Source organism: Flavitalea plasmicola, assembly GCF_030546645.1.
Taxonomy (GTDB): Bacteria; Bacteroidota; Bacteroidia; order Chitinophagales; family Chitinophagaceae; genus Puia.
Map to the genome: position 1 here is coordinate 204,815 of NZ_JAUOTO010000002.1, position 23,212 is coordinate 228,026.

At 49.5% G+C, this 23,212-nt stretch carries 13 protein-coding genes; 2 read left to right on the forward strand and 11 right to left on the reverse strand.

Annotation, left to right across the window (positions count from 1 at the left end; genetic code table 11):
* Positions 1-29 precede the first annotated feature (29 nt).
* Together Q4E93_RS06315 and Q4E93_RS06320 are read left to right on the forward strand one after the other, a co-directional pair.
* The gene (locus Q4E93_RS06315; protein ID WP_303583519.1) at positions 30-515 is read left to right on the forward strand and encodes a GAF domain-containing protein; all 486 of its coding nucleotides are present in this window, start codon (positions 30-32) and stop codon (positions 513-515) included.
* Between the two features lie 51 nt (positions 516-566).
* Positions 567-1,457 (forward strand): polysaccharide deacetylase family protein, encoded by an 891-nt coding sequence (locus Q4E93_RS06320; RefSeq protein WP_303583521.1) that lies wholly within the window; start codon positions 567-569, stop codon positions 1,455-1,457.
* 7 nt (positions 1,458-1,464) lie between these two features.
* Here the strand turns inward: Q4E93_RS06320 and Q4E93_RS06325 are convergent, their stop codons facing one another.
* The 11 genes from Q4E93_RS06325 to Q4E93_RS06375 form a co-directional block, all read right to left on the reverse strand.
* A complete protein-coding gene (locus tag Q4E93_RS06325) occupies positions 1,465-1,965 on the reverse strand; it encodes a hypothetical protein (RefSeq protein ID WP_303583523.1) in 501 nt (166 codons plus the stop codon).
* A 146-nt stretch (positions 1,966-2,111) separates the two neighbouring features.
* On the reverse strand, positions 2,112-2,774 hold the full coding sequence (locus Q4E93_RS06330; protein ID WP_303583524.1) for a hypothetical protein: 663 nt from the start codon (positions 2,772-2,774) through the stop codon (positions 2,112-2,114).
* 95 nt (positions 2,775-2,869) lie between these two features.
* Positions 2,870-8,542 carry a DUF8696 domain-containing protein gene (locus Q4E93_RS06335; protein WP_303583525.1) on the reverse strand — a complete coding sequence of 1,891 codons (5,673 nt, stop codon included), beginning with the start codon at positions 8,540-8,542 and terminating at the stop codon, positions 2,870-2,872.
* A gap of 120 nt (positions 8,543-8,662) precedes the next feature.
* Positions 8,663-11,719, reverse strand: a complete 3,057-nt coding sequence (locus tag Q4E93_RS06340) for an RHS repeat domain-containing protein (protein ID WP_303583526.1) — start codon at positions 11,717-11,719, stop codon at positions 8,663-8,665.
* 20 nt (positions 11,720-11,739) lie between these two features.
* Positions 11,740-13,068, reverse strand: coding sequence for a hypothetical protein (locus Q4E93_RS06345; protein WP_303583527.1), 1,329 nt, complete (start codon positions 13,066-13,068; stop codon positions 11,740-11,742).
* Between the two features lie 464 nt (positions 13,069-13,532).
* Entirely contained in the window at positions 13,533-14,753 is a 1,221-nt protein-coding gene (locus Q4E93_RS06350; protein WP_303583528.1) for an ROK family protein, read from the reverse strand.
* A 136-nt stretch (positions 14,754-14,889) separates the two neighbouring features.
* Positions 14,890-16,203: a vanadium-dependent haloperoxidase gene (locus Q4E93_RS06355; protein ID WP_303583529.1), complete on the reverse strand. Its 1,314-nt coding sequence runs from the start codon at positions 16,201-16,203 to the stop codon at positions 14,890-14,892.
* Complete coding sequence (locus tag Q4E93_RS06360) at positions 16,200-19,589, reverse strand: VCBS repeat-containing protein (protein WP_303583530.1); 3,390 nt, start codon at positions 19,587-19,589, stop codon at positions 16,200-16,202. Before Q4E93_RS06360 ends, Q4E93_RS06355 begins: the two co-directional genes overlap by 4 nt.
* 14 nt (positions 19,590-19,603) lie before the next feature.
* Complete coding sequence (locus tag Q4E93_RS06365) at positions 19,604-20,917, reverse strand: cytochrome c (RefSeq protein WP_303583531.1); 1,314 nt, start codon at positions 20,915-20,917, stop codon at positions 19,604-19,606.
* A gap of 8 nt (positions 20,918-20,925) precedes the next feature.
* Positions 20,926-21,525: a thioredoxin domain-containing protein gene (locus tag Q4E93_RS06370; RefSeq protein ID WP_303583533.1), complete on the reverse strand. Its 600-nt coding sequence runs from the start codon at positions 21,523-21,525 to the stop codon at positions 20,926-20,928.
* Positions 21,526-21,589: 64 nt separating this feature from the next.
* On the reverse strand, positions 21,590-23,197 hold the full coding sequence (locus Q4E93_RS06375) for a SusD/RagB family nutrient-binding outer membrane lipoprotein (protein WP_303583535.1): 1,608 nt from the start codon (positions 23,195-23,197) through the stop codon (positions 21,590-21,592).
* Positions 23,198-23,212: the final 15 nt, after the last annotated feature.

A 23,212-nucleotide genomic window follows, 5' to 3' on the forward strand; every position in this document is an offset into this window, starting at 1 on the left:
ACCTTTGCACCCGCAAGAAAATTACGTCTATGTCTGAAGATCTTACCATCGTCGCAGGCACCAAGGCTGAACGTTATGCCTCTCTCCTACCCCAGGTACGGGCGGTGATCGAAGGCGAACAGGACGCCGTAGCCAACCTGGCGAATATCGCCGCCGCGCTGAAAGAGCAATTTGGGTGGCTGTGGGTGGGCTTTTATATGGTGAAGGACGGGGAGCTGGTGGTCGGCCCTTTCCAGGGGCCGGTGGCCTGTACCCGCATTCGGAAAGGCAAGGGCGTCTGCGGCGCCAGCTGGCAGGAAGCCCGGACGCTGATCGTCCCCGACGTGGAAGCCTTCCCGGGGCATATCGCCTGCAGCAGCCTGTCCAGGAGCGAGATCGTAGTGCCTGTTTTTTCAGGTGGAGATGTGATCGGGGTGCTGGATGTGGACAGCGTAGAGCTGGGTGCTTTCGATGAAGAAGACCAGCGGTGGCTGGAAGAGCTGGTGAAGGCAATACCGGGCGTGAATGTTCGTTAAGTTGAAATAATTTTAATATAAGCTTCGTTAAGTAATTCTATTTTAAAGTCTATGACAAAGAATCTTGTTGGTCTCTGCCTGGGAGTTTTATGTTTTGTCCTGTCGGCCTGCGGGTCTTCCCCTGATCCGAAAAATGGGCCGGCGCCTGCTGGTAAGGCGGATGCTACGGCGGCGACGCCCACCGGCGGAGCGAACACTTCCGGCGTATCCACGTTCGTACCGGGCGGCAAGATCCCCCCTCCGTCCGTCATCCTGGGCCGGCAGCAGGTGCCTATTCTCTGCTACCACCAGATACGCGACTGGAAGCCTACGGATTCCAAGATGGCCAAGGATTATATCATGCCGATAGCTGATTTCCGCGCGCAGCTGAAAATGCTGCACGACAGCGGCTACCACACGATATTGCCGGATCAACTGTATGCCTATCTGACCAAGGGCGCCGCACTCCCCAGCAAGCCCGTGATGCTTACTTTCGACGACAACGACGAAGACCAGTATACCATCGCTTTCCCTGAAATGAAGAAGTATGGCTACAAGGGCGTTTTCTTTATTATGACTATTACGCTGGGAAAGCTGCCTCATTATATGAGCAAGGAGCAGGTGAAGGAACTATATGATGCCGGCAACGTCATCGGCAGTCATACCTGGGATCATCACAATGTGAAGAAGTACCAGGGTAAGGATTGGGAGATCCAGATCGATAAGCCGACGAAGCAGCTGGAAGCGATTACGGGGACCCCTATCCGGTATTTTGCCTATCCTTTCGGGTTATGGAACGCGCAGGCTTTTCCGGAGCTGAGGAAGAGAGGGTTCATCGCTGCTTTTGGGTTGGCCGATAAGAGGGATCAAAATGATCCGCTGATGTGTATACGCCGGATTATTGTCGGCGGCGGATGGGGGTTGAAGACGTTTAGTAATGCGATGCATCAGAGTTTTAAGTGAGCGGTTGCTATTGCTTAGATATTTTAAATTTATAAAAGTCTTTTGCACTCCCCCCACTATGATGTATAATGAGAAACTCCTTGTCATAAAATGTTACCATTTCAATGTCATAGGGGTATTTACTCCAAAACAAATTGGTGGAGGTAATTCCACCAGGATTGCCGGCAGCTAATTTATGAGAAGGTTTGCCTAAATACGTTTTTATTTTCCCAAAATATCTATTATCTCTTCCAGAAACTATAACAATTGAAGTAACCTTCCGATTGCTGTCAATGTTAAAATTGAAAGACCTGGCCGAATCGATTGGCTCAGGATAAAACCTATACCTTGTCGAAAAAGGGATATACAAATTGAGCTGATCTTTCCTGTTTTCAAAGTATTTGCATTTAATAGAATCTAAAGATTCTCCGGGGTGAACCTTTATTCTCAAATGAGTCAATATATTATTTTGGCCCTTAGAAAAAATAGGCAATAATGTAATAAGAAATATATATCGCACTTGATTCATATAATTCCATCACTGTATGAGGAGAGCAATGCTTTCCAAATCAGGCATTCTCCGGCTCCTGAAATCCTGATCTTTCTCTATTTCTTCGTTGACGAAAAAAGCCTTCTTAATTAAACTCCAATATTTATTTGCATCATCCATCTTTTTTATTTCATTCCAAACTTTTTATACATTTCCATATCTTTTTTTCGTTTGACCAATATTTGCATAAAGGAGCCTAATCCCAGAATTAATGTAATGGGCAAAGGCTTAGAGTTATATAAGAGATGAAGGATAATAGCGATCAAGAACAGGGCAGACAAGCCGACTATAAAGACAATACCACCTTTGGTAGCAAGAAATGCCGGTGAAAAATTAATGGGCTTATCTCTTGAGGCAGCAGCATTATATGAAGAAATTATTTCATACAACTTATCACTGATAACATTTTTTTCCGGCTTACCGGATTTATCACTTTCCCCCTGCATGGTCATCGCAAGTTTATTTCCTCCTTTGAAATACAGTTTCAGCGTAGTATACTCGATTGTGGGAAATGTTACCCCGTACGCATCTATATCATCCCATTTGAAATCATTCATCTCTTCCTGACTAGTTGTTTTAATATTAAAAACAGCCATGGAAAAATGATCTGCGTAAAAGTCCAGGCGAATCTTTTTCGTGAAAAGTTTTCTTATCCGTTTTAGAAAAAGGAAAGGAATGATAAAAATAAAAAAGCCAAAAAAAGCAATTAATGGCTTTTTTGTTTCAAATGCCAGCAATGATATCACAGCCAAGAGGAATATGAATATTGGTACGACGAAAAGAGCCATACGTTTCCTGTTAACCAGAAGCCTTTCGTAAACAAAAATTGGTATCTCGTCCATTTTTTAAGTTGATCGTCTAAATTAGTAAATATTCCTATACGCTATTTGAGTTTCGCAGCGTTGTATATATCTAAGCCAATGGATGAAGTTGCAATGACGCCATCAGCCACTTCCCCGATGCCTATGAATTCAGAAGCCAGTCCCAAGCCTGCCAATCCGACTCCCGCCCAATCCGTCCAACTCCCGATCTCACCCTTACTCCAACTTTTAGCAAGGTTGTAAAGACTGAATCCGCCTCCAACGATAGCGCCCGCTACTGTACCGGTTCTGGAGAGGCCTTTCAATGCTGCTTTGGTATCCTCAGCCAATATTTTAGTAGCGGTGACTGCTGCATTATGAAAATCTATCGCCATCCCCGTAGCCGTAGCAGATTTTTCAAGGTCGATGCCACTTTCACCACTTTCACCGCTCTCTGTATTGTGGTTAGAACGCAAGGTGACTGAAGTTCCTGTAAACAGGTAATCTTCGCCATCCTGATGCGAGGTGAGACCATGGTAATCCCCTGTCACATAACTACCTCTGTCATTTGTATAATTATATTTCGTATTTACGATGGAAAGCCCCAGCGCCGACAAGGCATAGGTGTCCCCCGACGCTGCATTGTACAATTGATTAATGGTATTTGACAAAACCTGATTTTGATAGGCGGCGTCGGCCTCCTTCTGGGCTTCTGCAAACTCTCCCTGTATCTGTGCGTCTGTTTCCTGCTGGGATCTTTCCATATCATTCCACAAATCGGAGGAGGAAGAGAAGGATGAAAAAAGCCATAGGTCGTTGGGACTCGGGGTTGGTCCCCCTGGACCGATAACAGTCCCGTTGGGGCCAGCCCGAAGCCCGTCCGGATCAAGCATGGATACCGGGTTGTCGTTCGCGAAACTATACGGACTAACGGAGTGATAAGCGTCTGCGATCGGGTCTATCTGGCCAAATCTCCCCAACTGGGGGTCGAGCATCCTGTGTTGCGCATCGTAAAGTTCCAGTCCGCTGCCATCGTTGAACTCTTTATTCTGTAGTTCATTGCCTCCATTGTATCTGAATTTGTTCTCCGTGTAGTTGGGTTTCATCGCTTTGTCGCTAATAGCCGCCATGGTCAGACCGAATGGATAATAATGTGTTTCTTCCAACATCGGCCCGCTGTATTGCTTCACGCTCAGATTATCAAAGAATGCATCCCAACCGGGCGTCTCATTGCTGACATAAACATATAAGTAACCACTTTTTGTAATGGGAATACCTGTATATCCCAGCGCGTTGACCTGGTTGGCAGTGCCTACCGGCACAGCTCCGCTCTGGGGGTAACTGCTGACATATTTGAATTGGTCATCCAGAAGTATCCAGTTAAGATAGGCTTTGGGTTTGCCGGAGGGCGCCGGGTTATTAGCTCCCTGAAAGCTGTTGATAGCCGCATAGACTGGACTGGTTGTCGTGTTATTCAGCTCGGTAAGGCCGCCATGTGTCCCACCAGTCATGGATACGATCCCCGTAGCCAGGGACGCCAGCACATCGTTTATGGATGGGCTGGGGCCGGCAGTATCGGTAATATTGTTATAATACGATTGGACGCCAATATCTACCTTATCTCCGCTCATTACTTTCAATATAATACCGGGACCTACCTTATTTCCATTCCCGTTGACGCGGGCAAGGCTGTCGTTGGGGTTTGTTATGGTTGTGTCTACCGGGTAGCCGCTGACCATATTACGGGCATATCCCGTATTGGTCAGATTGTAGAATAGTTTGCTTTCCGTATTGCGATACGCCGCCTCCATTGTTGCAAGGTATTGTGAAGTGTCCTTTTGCTGGGTCAAGAGTATCCGGGTATTGCCGAGTTGGTCTTTCTCAAAGAAATCGTACTCCCATCCGTACACGAGCGTTCCATTCACCCGTCGGTGGAGAGCCCAACGGATCCGACCTTCTTCATGGCCAACGAATTGAAGCGTATCAACGCCACCACCGGGAGAGGTAATTGTGTCCGTTTGCTGATAGACGAAGCCGGCTACGTACAAAGTAGTCGTCGTGTGACGGGAAACACTATCCACCGTCAGTTTCATCAGCTTGCTGCCACTGGCATCATAGGTATATTGAATGTTCCCCTCCCCTTTCATATGAATGAGCTGCGGCAAGCCGAGATAGTTATAGGCGATCGTATCGATGTTCTTATTATTGTCTGCCAGGATACTGCCATTCCCATCATACCTGTAATCTACGGCCGCCTTTGTGGCAGGATTGTAATGGAAGTCGCCCAGTTTCGAATTGGCATCGTTCACAGCATCTGTCACTTGCAAAAGCCTGTTATATTGATATGAATAGTTCAGTTGGTCTATCAAGGAAGATCCACCCACCTTGAACCCGCTTCTGTTCAATCCAAGGATATTCCCGTTGGCATCGTACCTGATATTGCTAATTGAAAAGTTGATATAGCTACTATCCCATGTTGATCCTACTGTATTCTGCATGAAACCGGCCGCTGTCAGCCTGTTAGAATTATCATAAGTGTATTCGTATTTCCTGCCAACGCCATCACCCGCACTTTTCCAAACCGTGCCGGCTATGTTGCCATCGTATAAAGCTCGCGAATAGCTGGTAGTTCCAATGGCGGAAACGGTCTTGTCATAGGCCAACTCCACTCCAAAATAATGTGTAGCGGTGCCGGCAAGGTAATTTTTATTGATCCCGGTGAGCCATCCACGTAGGTTGTAATCAAACACCAGGCTATCCAGGCCGTTGCCCAGGTACTTAGCTTTGAGCTGCCCCAGTTCATTATATTGAAGGCTATCGATCAGTTGATCACCTGTGGCGTTGTCGATATTCTTCCAGATATGCCTTAGCCGAAGCGATGCGTCGTAGTCCAATTTGGTAGACACAATATGATTCTGCACTGTGTTGCCGGCCTTTTTATGTCCTATTAATGTACGTAACAAATTACCATTGAATCCGTATTGCATTGTGGCCGTATCGGTGGCGCCGGTTTGGTTAGTGCTATGCTTCTGGATCACACGCCGGTGATCATCATAAAAGCATACTTCATAGAGGTATTGATTGGAGGTTCCCACCACTTTGATCCTGGCTCCGGTGGCCAGTCCCCGCGTCTGGTAATTGGGGGTCATGGCTGCAGCATATGCCGGTGATACACCGAAACTGGTGATAAAATAATTGCTGTTGCTTGTAATATTTGTCGCCATTGTAGCAGCGAGTGTAGTGCCGCTGCCACCAACCCAGGTATAGTCATCATAGTAAGTAGCATTGAGTAGCTCGAAATTGCTGGCTGTCGACGGATATCCAGTGGTATTGTATGCCAGATTTTGATGATAGGCTCTATTGTTACTGTCAGATAAAAGCCCGGAAGAATCCATTCTGTTTTGATTGTCATATTTAGCCACCATCCATTTTTTCAATGCCCTCATATTACTATCCTGCGTCATTACCAATCTGTCCCGGGAGTCGTATACCATATCTATCTCTCCGGCACCCGGGCTCTTTTTGACGATTGGCCGGCCCTTTCCGTCGAATTCGTACCGGAAACATAGTTCATTGGCCATGGTTTGCGTAACAGACCAGCTGCCATTAATGGAGTCCACTGCTTTTGGTTGAATAATAAACCGCAGATGCTGCAACGTGTCATACACATAGTAGGTGCAGAGCCAACCGGCATGGCCGGAGCCGGGATTATTGGACAACTGGGTCTTTTTCAGGATGGTCATCCCCATCGGATTCTTATATTCCATTACCTGGTGCGCGGATTGGTCCGTCACAACAGTCTTGTAGAGGGTACCGGAGGCACAGGCTGCAACCCGGACAGGCAAGCTGCCTACAGCGGAATTAATGGTCCAATTCTGAACACTATCATTCAACGTATTAAACAAGTATTGTATACTATCACCCCTTGTCGAACCCAGCCAATTCTGGCCAGGCGCAAAGGTAGCCTGCGGGCTGTTTACCCCGGAAGATTCAAATACTTTTTGTCCATAATAATAATGCTCGCCCGGATATTGGGATACGTTGAAGGAACTTTGCTCACCCATAGGATTTATCTTGAAGTTCCCGTCACCGGAAGAAGATGTATAAGGCAGATATTGAGACGATTCCCTCCCAAAAAAATCATAGACATGAATACTTACGACATCCTTTTGTAGGGGGCTGGCTTGTTTTTGTACGTCTTCCAGCGGCCTGCCAAGACCGTCTACATAGGTGGTGGATTGGTGCACATCCGTTGGAGAGGACAAGGCATTGGCAGTAGCTGTGTCCGTAATACCCGGCGCCATAATTATGCGTTGGCGGATATAATTAACATCAGGGGCAGTTCCATTGATAAGGACGCGGCATGAATTAGTATACGCGATCTGGGTGCCGCAGGTAACCTTACGACGATAGAATGTCTTCACGCTGATATTCCCCGGGTCATAATATAAAAGAGTCGCTCCGGATATGTCGGAGAAATGAGTACTGTCCGTACCGCTTTGCCATTGGTAGGAATAACTTCCGCTGCAGGCGCCTCCAGAGGCCGGTAGCGCAGAGAGTATCCCCGGGGTCGTATTTGTTGCCGCAAGCGTAATACTTGCAGGGGTGATCACACCTCCAAATAGTTGTGGGTTGACGTTTATCACTGCAATGGTGCTATAGGACGTAGCCCCATTGCTGGTGACTGCCACCCGGTAATATCTTTTATTGAGAGGCCCTGCAAATAAGGTGGTATCAAAAAGATTATATCCTGCAAATTCGTTGGTCGGACTACTAAAAGAGGAGTCTGGCGAGCTTTGCCATTGAGAGGTATAAGTACCATTTCCACCTGAATATCCCCTTAATATTATCGTTGTATAGCTGCCATAATCGATCGTTTGTGTAGCAGGGTTCAGCGTACCTGCCTGCAATTGTGGGTAAACGGTAACTGTCGCCGTATTGCTGGTAGCCGTCGCGCCATTGCTGGCGACAATATATCGATAGTACGTTGTAGCAGTCAAGGGCCCTGGAGCATATGAACTGTTCGTAGCGCCTGTTATCAATGTCCAACTAGTGCCATCCGGGGAGCTGTACCATTGGTATGTGTAAGTTCCATTACCACCTGTGGAAGCGGTGGTGGTCAATCCTGAAGGAGATGTATTATAGTTGATCGATTGGCTGGATGGAGATACCGTGCCACTCACCAATTGAGGGTATACTGTCACCGTCGCTGTGGTAGACGCAGTGGATCCGCTGCAGGTCACCACCCTTTTGAAATAAGTGGTAACCGTAAGCGCTCCCGGTTGATAGCTCACGCCGGTGGCACCTGAAATAGTTGTAAAATTGATGTTATCTGCGGAAGTATACCATTGATAGGTATAGCTTGTACCACAGCTGCCCCCTGTAGCCGCAGTACCGTTCAGCAATGCAGGAATAGCATTGTAATTAATGCTCTGGCTGGAATTAATTATGCTGCCACCATTGAGAGGTTGCGTTTCGGTTACCGTAAGCGTCGCCAGTGCCGTGCTCCCCTGCCAGGCGGTGATGACCGGACTTGTGCAACCAAGACTGCTGAAATAAATATTAACATGTGAAGAAGTTGGGCCCTGTACCGTTCCACAACTTACAGTCCAGCTGGTGGCGGAACCTGAACAAGCGGCGCTGAGCTGATAAGTTTGTGTAGAACCTGCCGTGACGGTGGTAGGTCCCTGGACACTACAAATGACACAGGGCTTTTCTTTTTTGCCTAAGACAGTTCCAATACATGTTAAAAGCAAGAACAATATTAATCCAATGTTGCGGAAAGCAGATAAGGTTTTCAGAAAAATCCCGGAGATATTTCTCATAACGCGGTCTTAAGGGGTTAACATTCTGTTTTACTGAGTCAATTAGTGCGATTATTGACCTTGATAATGATATTCCAGTGTTTTGATGATATTTCCATCCTGGTCTTTTATGACTTTCAGCCGGCCGAATCCGTCATAGATGTAGTAGCTGATCCGGTTACCAGCGTCACATTCACTTGTCTTGCCGACAGAAGGCTGATAAGTGCAGGTGGACATTTGAGCATCCTTGGGGTAAAGGCGCAACTCATCTATGCTGCCGGCGCCACTGACCGTCACGCTGGTGGTGCCTGTCACCACATGTTCGTAGTAGGTCCAGCCATTGGCGGTTTTGCCTGTAATAGTGCCCGTACTGCCTGTAATACTATAAGCTCCGTTCCGGCTCCAATATGAGACGATATAGGTGGTAGTACTGGTCAATCCTGTCCGGCTGATGTTCCCATTAGCCAGACTATAGCAGCTGTTGCCCGTAATTGCCTTGGTCATATCCCTGGCCGAAGAGGGTATATTCCAACTGCCGGCGCCATCCGCCTCGAAACTGGTATAAGCTGCCTGATCCGGAGTGGCATTTTTTATCTCAGCGATCGGAAAAACATGAATATAATCCCAGATAAAGCCCATGTTCATGTCGTTGACCTTACTCAGCTGTTTTATATTGTCGTTGGCGTCATAATACACTTGTTGCCGGAGCGCATATCGCGTATCACTGAGCAAGGTATTGTACAGTCCTCCAGTCATTGTCTGATTATTGAGACTATAGAGAGGAGTAGCGGTCTCCATCTGATAGATAGAGACAGGCTTGAATATGGTCTGATCAAAGGCGGTGACCTGTCCTCTTATCAGGCTGGATTGACCGGTGCCTCCGGGACTCTTTAACCAGGTCTGCTGTTCGATCACCGGGCTTAATACCCTGTTGGTAACCATATTCCCGGTGAGCGCACTGGTGTAATTCTCCGGGTATTTATACGTCTTGATAATGGAACTACCGTCCGAAAGGTAGTCTTGTATTGAGCTGAGATTTCGCGCGCCATCATAGTAATACTTTGTTGAAGTATTCATGCTGTTGCCGGCTGCGTCATAATGTTTAATCGACGTCGAATCCAGCCGGGTCCAGTATGCCTGGGCTGAACTGGAGGTGAAGCCATACGTATAAATAGGAATACATTGATTGCAGTTTGTAGTAAACGTGTAGGATTGCATATAGACGGTCCCAAAAAGGAATGAAGTGTCCAGCACGCCGACATATGTATTTGTCAATATTTTAGACTGCTTAAAACTGCCGTCAACGGCAGTAAATCGATAGTCAATACTAGTCCCCAGCCTGATATCAGTAAAAAGCGTTCCCGAATAATTGTTGAAATAATAATCTGTTTTATGTTTTTCGCCTCCGGCGGCTGCAGTCTCGGTAACTTTAGTATAATAAAAACCAGGATTTTGACCACCAACGCCTGCGCTGGCAGTCGTAGCCATATAGGCTGTATAGCTATTGGAATTGGCGCTAAAAGAGGGACCTGTAAAGTTGGGGTAATTCGAAAGCCTTCCAGAACTGGTTTGCCCATCGTCTTTTAAATAGGTGTAAAATTTTTGGGTGGTTGGCGTATCTCCGCGGGTGGCAAAATCTCTGATGCTATTAACACGTATGCCAGGTCCGCCATTCATACTTCCGTTGGCGTCGCTGTATGTGTTCGGCTCATACTGATAGACAGTAAAGCCTCCGGTTGGATAGAAAAGGGTGTCTAAAGCGCCGTCCAAAGCAGCCCCATCTGGCGTTCTATCTGCTATAGGAACCGTCCAATTGGCCGGCGGCATTGGATTATAAAATCCAAGCGCCGGAGCGGGCAACCCTTCCTGATTTGCATCGTGCCCATTGTAAAAACCCCAATAATCTGTCCCGGTGGTGCCTTTTGAGGGCGAACCATCAATGTATTTAAAGGCATACGTCTGCACATCAGACGGCTGTCCCGGATTGACATTTTGGAACTTCAATAACCTTAATCTTCTGCCGGAAGTCGAAGTATCATTGCTGTTGGTGAAATAGTCATAGGTAAAAACATTCTTTTTCACTACTGCAGAGGAAGCATTGTCGATCACGTCTATCTCCTTTAGTTTAGGGGAGCTACCCAATACGTCTGTCCGAAGGGCCGCATCCGGGATAAAATTAACCGTAGTATTCCTGCAGGTGATGGACTGTAGGATCTTGGTTTGTATCGAGGGAGTCATGAGGAAATCATCGGAAGGCCCCAAGTCTGCCTGACCAACGGAATTACTTGTAACATATGTGTATTGAGCCGGCACCTGTGCCTGCTGCCAGGAGTAGTTCGCATAGTTGAATAAGATGGTATCCTTTTTATCCGCAGACACCATACTGGTGAGGAACCAGGCTGAAATATATGTACGAATGATCTTGTGCCCCTGCCAGCTTTGATTGGAAGTCGTCGACTCCTGTGCCCCGAAGACACAGGTCACACCATCTGCTGTAGTGATCGTAATATTGCTACTGGGAGAAGGCCAGCTCACTCCCAAATCTTTATTATAAGAGAATATATATGCCTTTCCTTTATTCCAGAAAAATTTCCCTGAGATGCCGTTGAACTCACAATCAAATATGTCTAAGGCAAGGTCGTAGGAGTTATACGCATAATTGTTATAAGCAAGCCCCATGAATGTGTTGTTAGCCGGCTGAAGGCTGTCCACGATGCTGTATTCTCCATAATTATACCCGGTTTGTTCTGATCCGTCGATATTTCCTTCCGGAATACGTGTTATTACGCCACCGGCATTTAAGTTCCATCCAAGTCCTACCCAGCTGGGATCCTGCAAAGGGACCATCCCGCTATAATTATAGTTTAAAGAAATAGGCACTGATAATGACCCGCATCTTACTTCGTAAATGGGCATACCAATGTTTGGCAGTCCGGTGTATAATGCCACAGGCGTATTGCCGTAAGTTTGAAAGCCCTGTGCATTGGGGGATGGAGGAATAAGGCTTTGGTTCAGGGAAGCTGCCGGATAAGGGATGCTTTGTGAAAATCCCTGGACGATGCTGAGCGAAATTATTGCAATCAAAAGCAAGGAGCGGTTCACTAGCATGTTCAATACTTTCTTTGTCATACGATTTGACTGTTAGGGGTCTAAAAATTATAACCTATGCGGAAGATGATGGGTTGTGTTTTGGGGATCTGCTGATAGCTGAGTAAGTCCCAAAATAATTGCAACTTAGTTTTTTTGAACACGCGGCTCTTCACTGATACGGTTTTGCTAATACCAACCAGACAGCTGCGCGTCCAATAAGTCAGATGGCTTATTTGCTGAAAGGACCTAAAAGGTGTGGTGTAATTGTATTCAAACCCACCTGTCGCAGAGAAGCTACCTTTAATTTTGATATCAATGAATGAGCGCAGCCCCACTCCCTGGCTGGATAACGCGATATGCTGTATCCCATTCCCCCAGCCCAGTTTGTAACTCGCACCTACGCCTACTGTGCTACCTTCGCTTAATTTATACCCTATCGACAAGCCCAGATCCGACACTGTTGGAAATAAATAGTTATTTCGGGTGGTCTGAAAGTTCGCTCCATATTCCAACCTTCGCCAGAAAGTCTTTGTTTTCTGATTGTTGGGTTTAAAGTCCGGCATATCGATATCGCCGCTGCCAGCACCGAGTTTGTTCAATTTGTCCTTATAACCATCCAATTGTGATTGGGCTGACTGAAGATTCGACTGCAGGGCTGCTTGTCCGCCTGGGCCACCGGCGGCCACCTGCTGCTGGATCAACGCAGCTACCTGGTCGCGGGTTTGTAAGCCGGCCAGCCCTTCAGGAGAACCGTAATTTCCCGGAAGGTTGAACAGCCCTGCCAGCTGGGAATTTTGTTTCATGAAAGCCTGGAAGGCGGGAAATTTTTGAAGAGTGGACAAAGCCTGGCGTTCCAATTTATCCGGGCTGTTCAGCATTTCTTTATACTGGCGCACCTGTTGAGCGTAGTAATAGGCTTCCTGGTTCAAGGCAGCATATTGATGTCCTAGCAAACCACTCAGGTTAATATGCTGTTTGATATAATCTCCAATTTGTTGTTTCCGCTGCTGAATAAAAGCCTTCGCCTGATCTGCATCCTGCATTTTTGCCTGTAGGACTTCCCATTGACGTGCAGCGTCGGGCAGACCGGAAAGCGCCTGCCGACCGGGTACTCCTTGTTTCATAAACTTCAGGATGCCGCCGAGCGAGTCTATGTAAGGTTGGTATTCTCCACTAAGGTCAACGGCCCGCCCGGATGTATCCTTCCTGATCTTCTGCGCCAAAGCAAGATATTGCTTAGTGGAATTGCCAAAAAGGTTGTTTGCAGCCGTAGAATCGACTTTCGCCAATTTCTTTTGAAGTCTGGCTTCACGATGGGCCATCCGTTGCAAATATTTTTCCGTTTGGCGGGTGAGCTGCTGATCGAGGTCAGCTGTCTTGCTTTGCATCCTGTGTAAGAAACGAGAAGGGAAGTGGACAATATCCGGCCCATCAGCGAGTTGATCCTGGGCATAACAGGGATAAAATAAGGAATTAAACAGCAATAGGATTGCCGTCCGTAGTAGCCTCATGTGCAGTCAGTTTATGGTTTGATCAGGGTTAAATCAAAGGAAACAAAAAATTTCGTAGCACTGTGCACAATTCCATAGCCGTGTCGATTCGCCAATAGACGTGTCAAATTGGGCTATAACCGTGTAAGCGGCTTGAACTGTATGAGCTTGAAATCTTGTAAATCCTTATGTAAAAATGAGGGCAGGATTATTTCGGAGATGAAAGTATAAAGTTTGCATCAATTCGACATACCACTTTGTGGTAATATGCCGCAGTTTTCCAAAATACCGTCTTTTTACGTGGTATAATCCGGATGTTTTAACAACGCTCGTTATTTCAATGTTAATGATGATGAATTCTATCAGGAGTTGACTGGAATTCCCTTCTTGGAAATATTAGTCTTTTCATTTCGCAGATAATTTTCCATTACGAGCGCACCGGCGCCTGTCAATTCCGCGTTGTATCCCAGCTGTGATATTTCGATGCTGGCATTGGCGGCCAGGCGAGGGATGCAGTGTTCGTTCAGGGCCTGTTGAATGGGTGTCTGCCATATTTTTCCGGCGGAAGAGCCTCTGCCGCTGAGGACGATGGCTTCCGGATTGAGCAGGTGGATGAGGATGGCTACGCCTCTGCCGATGTTGTAGCCGGCCTCCGAAAGTAATTCCACGGCGAACTTATCGCCTCTTTCCGCGGCGGAGATGACGGCCCAGCAAGCCTGGTCCACGTTCTCTGCAGGCAGCAGCTGGTCCAGCAGGGTGAGGCGGCCATTGCGAATGCCTTCTTCGGCCTTGCCGACTACGACGAGTAATGAAGCTTCCGTTTCCAGGCAACCACTCTTGCCGCAGCTGCAGAGCTTGTTGTTTGTAAATAGGGGCAGGTGGCTAAACTCGCCGGCAAATCCATTGTGTCCACGGAAGATCTCGCCGTTGAGGATCATGCCGAGGCCGATGCCCCAACCCAGGTTGATCACCATGGCGGAGCGTTTGTTGCGGGCAGCGCCAAACCGGAACTCGGCCAGGGCGATGAGGCTGGAATCGTTCTCAATGAAAGTTTGTACGCCGGTGCCCGTGGTAATATACCGGGTCAGCGGCATCTCGCCCGTGTCCAGGAAGGAATAGTTCACGCCTTTCTTAGCATCCACGAATCCCGGCATGCCTATCCCGATGCCCGCGATGTCTTCTTTCGCGATGCCTGATCCCTGGATACATTCATTGATGCTTTGCACCAATCTGGCGGCAGCAGATCCATTGTTGACCAGGGGCAACTCCACTTCCCTTATCACGGTGACGTGTCTGCGCTGCATATCCATGATGACGATGCGGGTGAACAGCTGGTCCATGGCAACGGCAACCACATAAAGCACATTTGACCGGAGGGAATATAGTAAAGGGCGTCTACCGCCTGTAGAAGGAGCAAAGCCCGTCTCCACAATGACATTCTCTTCCATCAATTCGTTTAGCATTTTAGCAGCCAGCGGCAGGCTGATGTCGATGCGAGTGGAAAGGTCTGAACAGCTAAGGTTGTGGGCGAAGTACAGCTCTCTTATGATCTTCTTCTTATAGAGTACATTCTTATCAGTCATAGGATCTTTTAGCAAAAAAGATTAACAAACAGGTTATTTCCATACGCAAGGTACCAAAAAAAGTGCCCTTTTTCTATGCCACTATCAGCCAGTGGTTTACATTACCATATGGATTATAAACTGTTCGCTTATGATACTACTCCTGTATCAGTTTGATCTTTTGCAGCACCCACTGCCCTATTTGTGCGCCGGAGGTTTGTCCTGTCTCTATCGCTGCCCTGTAGTGTATGCCGCCATAAAACCTGGAGATGGCGGCTTCCTCTGCGGCCTGCTGAAAGGATTCAAAGTGCCTGGATGGCAGTCCGAATTCCACCTCAGTGTCGTCGTCAAAGGCGCAATGGTTGCCAAACTGGCGGGACAAGACAGTGGCACATGTTGTAGAAATGATGCTATGCCCGCTGGTGTATTCGGGGAAAGGCGGCGTTTGCAGCAACGGACGCCAGCCTTCGTCGATGTTTGCATCGATATAGGTTTCCGGCCGGATGACATTGCTGCGGTATTTTTCATCCCAGCAACTGATGAACGCATCGAACATTGCGATGGCGGTGATCGTGTATGCGGCGGATGATTCCATTATCGTACGATGCTGTTGCGCGCATACCCTGCCGATGATGGAGATCCAATGACCGCCCGGGGAGATCTTTTTTGTCGCATAGTTAAGGTGTCCCTCCATGGTCACTGCAAAAGGGTTGCAGTCCCAAAAACTGGCAATGGTTTTCTGCTCTTCCGTCAGCTGCAGCCCTGTCGTGTATACATCATACGCCTGTTTGTAGAAAAGGCTATTGGTGTCTGTACTGAAAGCGGGCGCCGGGGCGGGCCTGAACTGGCTGCCCGAATCCAGGGTCACGGGCCTGATCCTGCCCCAATGGGGTTCGACAGCGGCCATATACGCGGGGGGCGTGGGGATCCATTTTCCTTTGGCGCCGGAAAGGCGATAGCGCGGTAGACTGCGTGTCTCCTTATACCTATCCTTATCCGCCCAGGCGATGATGGAATCGGCTACCTGCCGGCCATATCGCAGGGATCGTTCGTATGCTGTACTCACGGGCACCTGTGACCGGTACCATCGAAGGATATTCCGGATGGAGTCATCCATTACAGGCTCTGAAAAGATCAGCCTTCTGCCAACGAGTAAAAAGGCATAGGCAGCAGCGAGCGGGGCTGATATTTTTTCTTTTGGACCCGGGATGGCGGGAAATCCTTTCACCTGGGGGTGGAGTGAAATATAGCGTGATGGTGCGGCTTTAACCAACGTCTCATAGGCTGCCACATTCGTATACAGGTAAATTCTGCTGGCGACCGGGGGTGAAAAAATATCATGCACCATGACATCCGTCACTGTTTTCTCGACCCGGTGCAAAAGCGCAGCGTCCCTGGCGGCGCCGGACGATTGTGCGCGTCCCGGACAGGACAGGATCAGGCCTGTTATAAAAATAATTCCGTGCTTCATTTATCGTTGGCTTTTAGGATCTGTACCAGATCGTCATTTTTTGCGACAATGATCCATTTTTCCCCGGCGCCATTTCTGACCTCCGTCATTCCCCGCACGTCCCCCCCGATGTAACATCCGCTGATCCCGGGATCGACGGCACGGTATTGTCCCTCCGCACCGGCGCTGCCTTTCAGCAGGACGCCGATGCTGGCGTCGCAACGTCCCAGCTGCGTCTTATAAGGATAAAAATTGCCGGCGAGCAGGATGTCTTTCGTGCCATCGCCATCAAAGTCATCCACCACGGCACCAAATACTTTTGAGAATTGCGCCGTCAGGGGCAGCGGGCTGAATGCAAACTGGCCGTTGCCGTGATTGTACAGGACGCCGGAAGCCAGCTGGTCACAGCGGAACACTTTTGCCTGTGCGATCTTCTCCCATGGAAAAATAGATTCCATGGTGGCGTCCGCATAGCTGAGGTAGTTGACGAATTTCTTCTTCAGTGACACCATCTGATCCAGCAGCTCATCGCGGGAAGCCATGGGATAACTTTTGCCTTGTATGTAATAGCACATGATGGGATCCAGAGTGCCATTGTTATCAAAATCCGCCAGGTATAAGGTCATGGGTTGAGCGGGAGAAGCTTTGAACTGGTCGTTATAGCCGCAGTTACCCAGGATGAAGTCCGTATCTCCGTCACCGTCCACATCGGCAGCCGTAATGGATGACCACATGCCGCTCAAATTGTTTAATCCCGCCGCGGCCGAGACATCCGACAATTTGCCCTGTGCGTTGTGGAATAGCTTCACGGGCATCCAGTCTCCGGCGATCAGCAATTCCGGGTAAGCGTCATTGTCCAGATCGGCAAATACCGCAGCGGTGACCATTCCCGGCAGGCGAAGCGCTGCGCACACTTCATCGGTGACGTCGGTGAAATGCACCTGTCCTCCCTTTGAATCGTTGCGCAGGATATAGCTCTTCGAAGGCAGCGGAAATGAGCCGGGTATTCCCCTGCCACCGACAAAGAGGTCCAGGTCGCCGTCGTGATCGATGTCACCGGCGGCGATGGCGAATTTGCTGCTCAGCATCGGCGGAAGGGCATCGGCGGACGCCTTGCTGAAATTTCCCTTTCCATCATTGATGTATAGCTGATCCTGGAAGCCTTCGGATTGGTCGGCGTATTCATTGCCGCCACTGACGATGTACAGGTCCTTGTCACCGTCGCCATCGGCGTCGAAGAACAGCGCGTTGACCTGCTCATACACCGAATCTCCGGCCCAGGCCTGGGATGGAGCGGGCGCAAAGCCGCCGGCTGCCGTCTGCAGGTATAATCGCCCCGGCGCACCGATGGCGCCGCCGATGAAGAGGTCCTCCAGTCCGTCGCCATTGACATCGGCCTTTGCGAGGGCCGGACCCTGCCGGGAAAGCTGGTAGGGCAGCAGCACTTCGTCCTTGAAGTCAATGAAGTTATCTTCTTTGTGGCGATGTGCGATCCCCGAGCGGGCCGTGATGTCCGTGAAGATCTTTTTTGGGTGCGGCGGAGGGGTGGGCGCAGCGATGGCTGCTTCCTGCTCTTTTACCGAGAGCGTCTGATCCGAAGCGGGCGCCTGGAGCACCGTTATTTTATCATCGGGCCAGCTGATCGTGATGTCCCGGATGGATTTGTCCTTGGGGAATCCGAAAAAAAGTTCCGGCGCCATGCTGGATTGATAGCCTCTCACCGGGTAGAGCTCCTGGTACTGCAAGGCCCCGTCCGTAGTAACCAGGGTTGCCTTAGCGCCGAATGCTTTTGTGTTCAAACCTGCTCCCGTCAGCCGTAAAACGATGTAATGATTTTTTTTCAGTTCGTTCTCCTCATTGCGATAGACCATCGCGGTTTCGTTGTTGTTGCACACGACCAGGTCCAGGTCGCCGTCATTATCCAGGTCGGCATAGGCTGCGGCATTGGAGATGGTGGGCTTGTAGAGGCCCCAGTCGCGCGTAACATTGGTGAATTGCAGGTTGGCATCGTTGTGGAAGACATAGTTGCTGATCTTATTGGAAGGCATCTTCTTTACCAGCTCGTAAGTGGAAAAGTGCTGGTTGCCCTGGCGGGCGGCTGCCATCCTGGCGTCGGGAGCCGTATATTTCAGGAAGTCCATGTCCGTGTAATCACGGAGGTACCCATTGCTGATGAAAAGATCTTTCCATCCATCGTTGTCAAAGTCGGCGAAAAGACCGGCCCAGCTCCAGTCGGTGTTGGAAACGCCGGCCAGCTGACCGATCTCGCTGAACCGGAGATGCCCCTGCTCATCCGTGCCCTGGTTCAGCTGCAGCATATTCCGCATTTGCTGATGATAGTATCCGCTGTCCAGCAGCAAATGATATTGATCGTATTCGTCGGGGCCTTTCAGCAATTTCTGCCTGTGATTGTCTTCCGGCAGCATATCGAGGGTCAGCACGTCGGGACGGCCGTCATTATTGTAGTCGGCGATGTCGGCGCCCATGGCATATTTCGAGATATGGGTAAAGGATTGTTCCAGCGATTCCGTGAAGGTCCCGTCGTGGTTGTTGATATAGAAGCAATCTTTTTCCGAGTAGTCGCTGGTGGTATAAATATCGGGCCATCCGTCCCTGTTGACGTCGCTGACGGTGGCGCTAAGCCCGAAGTTCAGGGGATTATTGACGATGCCGGCCCCGAAGGTCACATCCGTAAAATGAATGTTGCCGCTGGCATCCCTGTCCTGACGGAAGAGGCGGTTGCCGAAATGGAGATCCGGAGTGGCTCTAGTCTTCCTGGTATTGAGAAAGGGATTGTACGTGTGGTTACTGTGGTTCAGCAGGAACATATCCAGGTCTCCGTCCCTGTCATAATCGAAAAAGACGGCTTGCGTGGACTGGGCGCCCGGCACGTCCAGGCCATAAGATCTGGCCATGTCCTTAAAGACGGGAATACCGTCGACTATTCCCTGGCAAATAAACAGCTCATGGCTTAGCTGCATGCTGTCGGCGTATTTGCCGGAATGGCATACATAGATGTCCATCAGACCGTCCCCGTTGACATCGGCGATGCTGACACCTGTGCTCCAGGTGCCATTGCCGGCCACATGGGCCTGCTTCGTGACGTCCTGGAAAGTGAAGTGACCTTTATTCAAAAAAAGTTTGCAGGGACCTGTATTGCCGGAGAAAAAGATATCGTTCAGCCCGTCGTTGTTGAAGTCAGCGATCCCCACGCCGGCCCCATTATAGAGATATTCATACCGCATGACATTCAGCGAGTCGTCCTCTTCTATCTTATTCAGGAAATTAATGCCCGACTGCTTTGCGCTGACAGGCGTAAACAAGGGAGTGGCCGATTGAGCCAGGAGCAGGGAAGGCAGCAGGCAGGGCACCCACCGCAACAGGGCTTTTAATGAAGGTGCGGGCATAGGTTCATTTTGACTTATTCGAGACTGATCTTTTCATCGCCTTCCTTATAGGGAAGGAATCCCATCATCATGGTCATCATTTCGTCTTTGGTCTTCATATCTCCCATGGAGAATACCGCCTTAGGGGGACTGTTAGGATTGAATGGATTATTGGCCGTATTGTCATAGGTGCATTCCAGATGGATGACGGAACCTTTAGGCACTTTCACGGGATGAGGGAAGCGATAGATCTCCTGCCAGCGGAAATCCCATTCAGGAATATGGACGAGGCGGATGGTGTCGCCGGCTGGGGTGGTGATGAATGCTTTGTATTCCTTGCCCAGCAGGTGCATGTGGGGCCATACGTAGAGCAGGGATTGATCCTGGCTGGGATTGGTGACTTCCAGCCGGAAGGTCTGTACTGCATTGGGCTTGATATAAAAGATCGGTTCGATCTGGCCCTCTCCTATTCCGCCGGAGCCGAAGCTGACCACTTTCATCACCCGGGTGATGGGTGTTTTTTTGAAGAAAAGGTTGACGCCGCAAATGCTGGCTTCGTCGGTGGCCGAGGGGGCATAGTGCACCGTCAGCAAGATAACGCCCCGCCGGGGCATGACCCAACCGAATTCTTTTGGAAAATATTCGAAGCTGGTGCCGGGAATGTATCCGCCATAATAGGACATGATCTTCCTATAGGGCATGTACTGGTCTACTTTGGTGCGATCGTCATCCGTCAGGTTGACATAGGAATATCCGCCTTTGATGGCGATGTTTTCATCGGGGACGGCCTGTACGGCGTAATTCGCGTGGTGGATCAGCTTCTTATTGTTGCAGAAGAATTCGATGGCTTCCACGTTGGCGGAGTCCTTCAGCTCGAAGGGGATCTTAAAGATGACAAAGCGTTCGCCGTTGTCTCCGATGAGATGAAAAGAATCGGAGGTGGATAATACCAGGTCGGGGGCGCGGTTGTACAGGGTCCCCTGCACCGGCTTGTTGGCGGGGGGATGATAATCCGAGGGTTTGCCTTGCGGCGTTTTAATATCGATCCAGCGGGTGATGAGGGCGATCTCATTGTCGCTGAGGCCCCGCTCATTGGCAAAGTGGACATATTGCCTGTCCGCCCGCCAGGGGGGCATATAGCGGCCTTGTATAACTTTTTTTATAAAGGAGGCTCTTTTAGCCACGTCCTCCCAGGTGAGGAGGGAAAAGGGGCCGGCTTCCCCCGGGCGGTGACAGGGCGCGCATTTTGACTGGATGATCGGGGCAATATCCTTATAGTAAGAGGGGTCCTGTGCATGCACGCACAGCACGTCCAGCAGGATGCCGCATATAATAAAGAATTTTCTCATAGTAGCCGTTAAAAATCGTTGATCAGGCAGCCTACGGCCGTGGTCCTTTTGATCGAGGGCGGTTGATGCCGGGAAGACGCTTCAATCGCATCCCGGAGATAATGTGCTGTAGCCCGTGCACCAGCTTTGCCCAGGGTCTTATACCAGTTGTCGATGGCGCCTTTGTATACCAGTTGGTTTTCCGTATCCAGGAGGATGGCCTCCGGTGTAACGGATGCTTTCAAATAATGGGAAAGGTCGAGTAATGGGTCTATGAATAAAGGATAGGCTATCTTATATTTTTTTATAAAGCTGTCCACTTCCGCCTGTCGGTATGTTTTACCGGGGATGATGCCCACCATTTGCAAATCGGCGGCGTATGCCGCATACAGTTGATTCAGCACGCCGGAGTAATTCTGGCTAAGCGGGCATTCCGGGGACAGGAAGATAAAAAGGCGCAGCTTCCCTGCGGAAGAGGCTGGCAGGTGCGTTGACGGCCCGGAGCCCATGCCAGTGAGCCAGAAAGCGGAGAGACGGCCGGCATTGAAAACAGAGTCATTCTGCGCATGGGATGGCAGCCAAAGGGCGCCAAGCAGCAGTATGAGGATATATTTTCTTATCGCGGACATCTATTATTAAAAATACTAAACTCCGGGCCAATGGTGGCCCGGAGTTTAGCTGATTGAAACAATATTATTGATCCCACCAGATACGGCCTGTGAAATCGTCCAGGGACGCGCCGAAGCCGGGCTGTGCCAGCATCGCATCATACGCTGCCTTTTGGTTGGCGTAGTTGGCGTCTGCCGCAGAGTACGGCGTGAACACTGGTCTGCGCGCCAAAACGACATCGGCGCCGTTGGCTTTTAACGGTGACCACGCAACGACGGAAGTCGTATTGGGGAAGCCGGTCCGTTTCCACCAGGCCCAGGCCTCGGCGGGTTGACGGAAAAAGTCCAGGTAGGCCTGGCAGGCGATCTGTTCGGTGGCTGTGGCGGCATTGAAAGCGATGCCTGGCTGGTTTAAATAAACTGTGATATCCCCATCAGCAACAGCAGCATAGTCGCTGATCTTGGCATCCTTGGCTCTTGCATCGTAGAACTTGATGGAAGCCGTTACGCCTTTATTATACCAATCAGAAGCGACGTCCGAGGTATAGCCCCTTGCAGCGAGGTCTGCGCGGATAAAGCAGTATTCCGCATAGGTCAGTACAGGAAAGAACCCGATGCCTGATCCAGTGCCTTGTCCATCTGCTTCATCATAATTGGGTGTAAACAGACGGTGCTGGAGAGAGGAGAAAGGATTATTGGGCGATGTGTACAGCGCCTGGTTGGCGGGTAATGCGCATATATCCGGGCTGGTAGGGCTGCCTACATATAAGCCGGCGCCATTTTTCCGATAGTAGAAAGGTAACCGGGGATCGCTGTACGCATTCATGAAGTCGATCATCGGTTTAGCCGCCAGGAAACCAGTAGGATTATAGTTGCCGAGCTGATCCGCATAGGTGGGTCCTACGAGCAATACCCAGGAATCGCCGATGGAGCTCATCTGATTCGCATCAGCCAATACATCCTGCGCTATGGATTTCAGCTTATTGGGATCCCGCTTCATCAAGCGCATGGCGATCTTCAGACGGAGGGCGTTTGCTGCCTTGATCCAATTGTTGACATAAGCCGCCGTATCTGAGTTTGTAAAAAATGGGTCATACGTCTTATAATAGATCTGTCCGACACTCTGCTTGGTCTCCAGGGTAGTAACGGCGGCCTTGATCTGAGCATCCAGTGTATCGAAGATCTTTTGCTGCACATCGTACGTCGGCGTCAATGTTCCGCCATAACGGGCCTGGAAGCCCTGGCCGTATACAATGCTGCCGTTGATATCGCTGCAATAGAAGGTAGCCTGTGCCAGGTAAATGCTCGCAATAGCGCCTTCATAAACCCGTGCCGCCTTGTCTGCATCGCTCATCTTTGCGATGATGTGCTGGATATCTACCAGGGGCGTGCCGATATTGTTGTAATAATTTCCGTAACGATAGTTGAAGTTGCCTCCGGGCCTGTTGAAACCGGCGCTATTTCCTGTATTACCCGTGGTATACTGCATCCAGGCATTGATATCCCTCAGGATATCATAGTAGTATTCGAAGTCATTCGGGAAGGACCGGGCTGCATACAGGAACTGGGCGCCGGGATCCACGTTCACCAATGTAGAAGGGTTGATATTGGTCTCTACAAAGGCCGATTTTTTACACGATACCAGCACTGTCAAAGGCAGCACCAGCAGCAGGGAATATTTATAAAGCTTCATAATTATAAAATTATT

What these genes read in the sequence shown, in the direction of transcription:
- Q4E93_RS06350 (WP_303583528.1), bottom strand. Translation starts at nt 14,753, where the DNA reads ATGACTGATAAGAATGTACTCTATAAGAAGAAGATCATAAGAGAGCTG.
- Q4E93_RS06355 (WP_303583529.1), bottom strand. Translation starts at nt 16,203, where the DNA reads ATGAAGCACGGAATTATTTTTATAACAGGCCTGATCCTGTCCTGTCCG.
- Q4E93_RS06330 (WP_303583524.1), bottom strand. Translation starts at nt 2,774, where the DNA reads ATGGCTCTTTTCGTCGTACCAATATTCATATTCCTCTTGGCTGTGATA.
- Q4E93_RS06340 (WP_303583526.1), bottom strand. Translation starts at nt 11,719, where the DNA reads ATGACAAAGAAAGTATTGAACATGCTAGTGAACCGCTCCTTGCTTTTG.
- Q4E93_RS06315 (WP_303583519.1), top strand. Translation starts at nt 30, where the DNA reads ATGTCTGAAGATCTTACCATCGTCGCAGGCACCAAGGCTGAACGTTAT.
- Q4E93_RS06345 (WP_303583527.1), bottom strand. Translation starts at nt 13,068, where the DNA reads ATGCAAAGCAAGACAGCTGACCTCGATCAGCAGCTCACCCGCCAAACG.
- Q4E93_RS06325 (WP_303583523.1), bottom strand. Translation starts at nt 1,965, where the DNA reads ATGAATCAAGTGCGATATATATTTCTTATTACATTATTGCCTATTTTT.
- Q4E93_RS06375 (WP_303583535.1), bottom strand. Translation starts at nt 23,197, where the DNA reads ATGAAGCTTTATAAATATTCCCTGCTGCTGGTGCTGCCTTTGACAGTG.
- Q4E93_RS06365 (WP_303583531.1), bottom strand. Translation starts at nt 20,917, where the DNA reads ATGAGAAAATTCTTTATTATATGCGGCATCCTGCTGGACGTGCTGTGC.
- Q4E93_RS06360 (WP_303583530.1), bottom strand. Translation starts at nt 19,589, where the DNA reads ATGCCCGCACCTTCATTAAAAGCCCTGTTGCGGTGGGTGCCCTGCCTG.
- Q4E93_RS06370 (WP_303583533.1), bottom strand. Translation starts at nt 21,525, where the DNA reads ATGTCCGCGATAAGAAAATATATCCTCATACTGCTGCTTGGCGCCCTT.
- Q4E93_RS06320 (WP_303583521.1), top strand. Translation starts at nt 567, where the DNA reads ATGACAAAGAATCTTGTTGGTCTCTGCCTGGGAGTTTTATGTTTTGTC.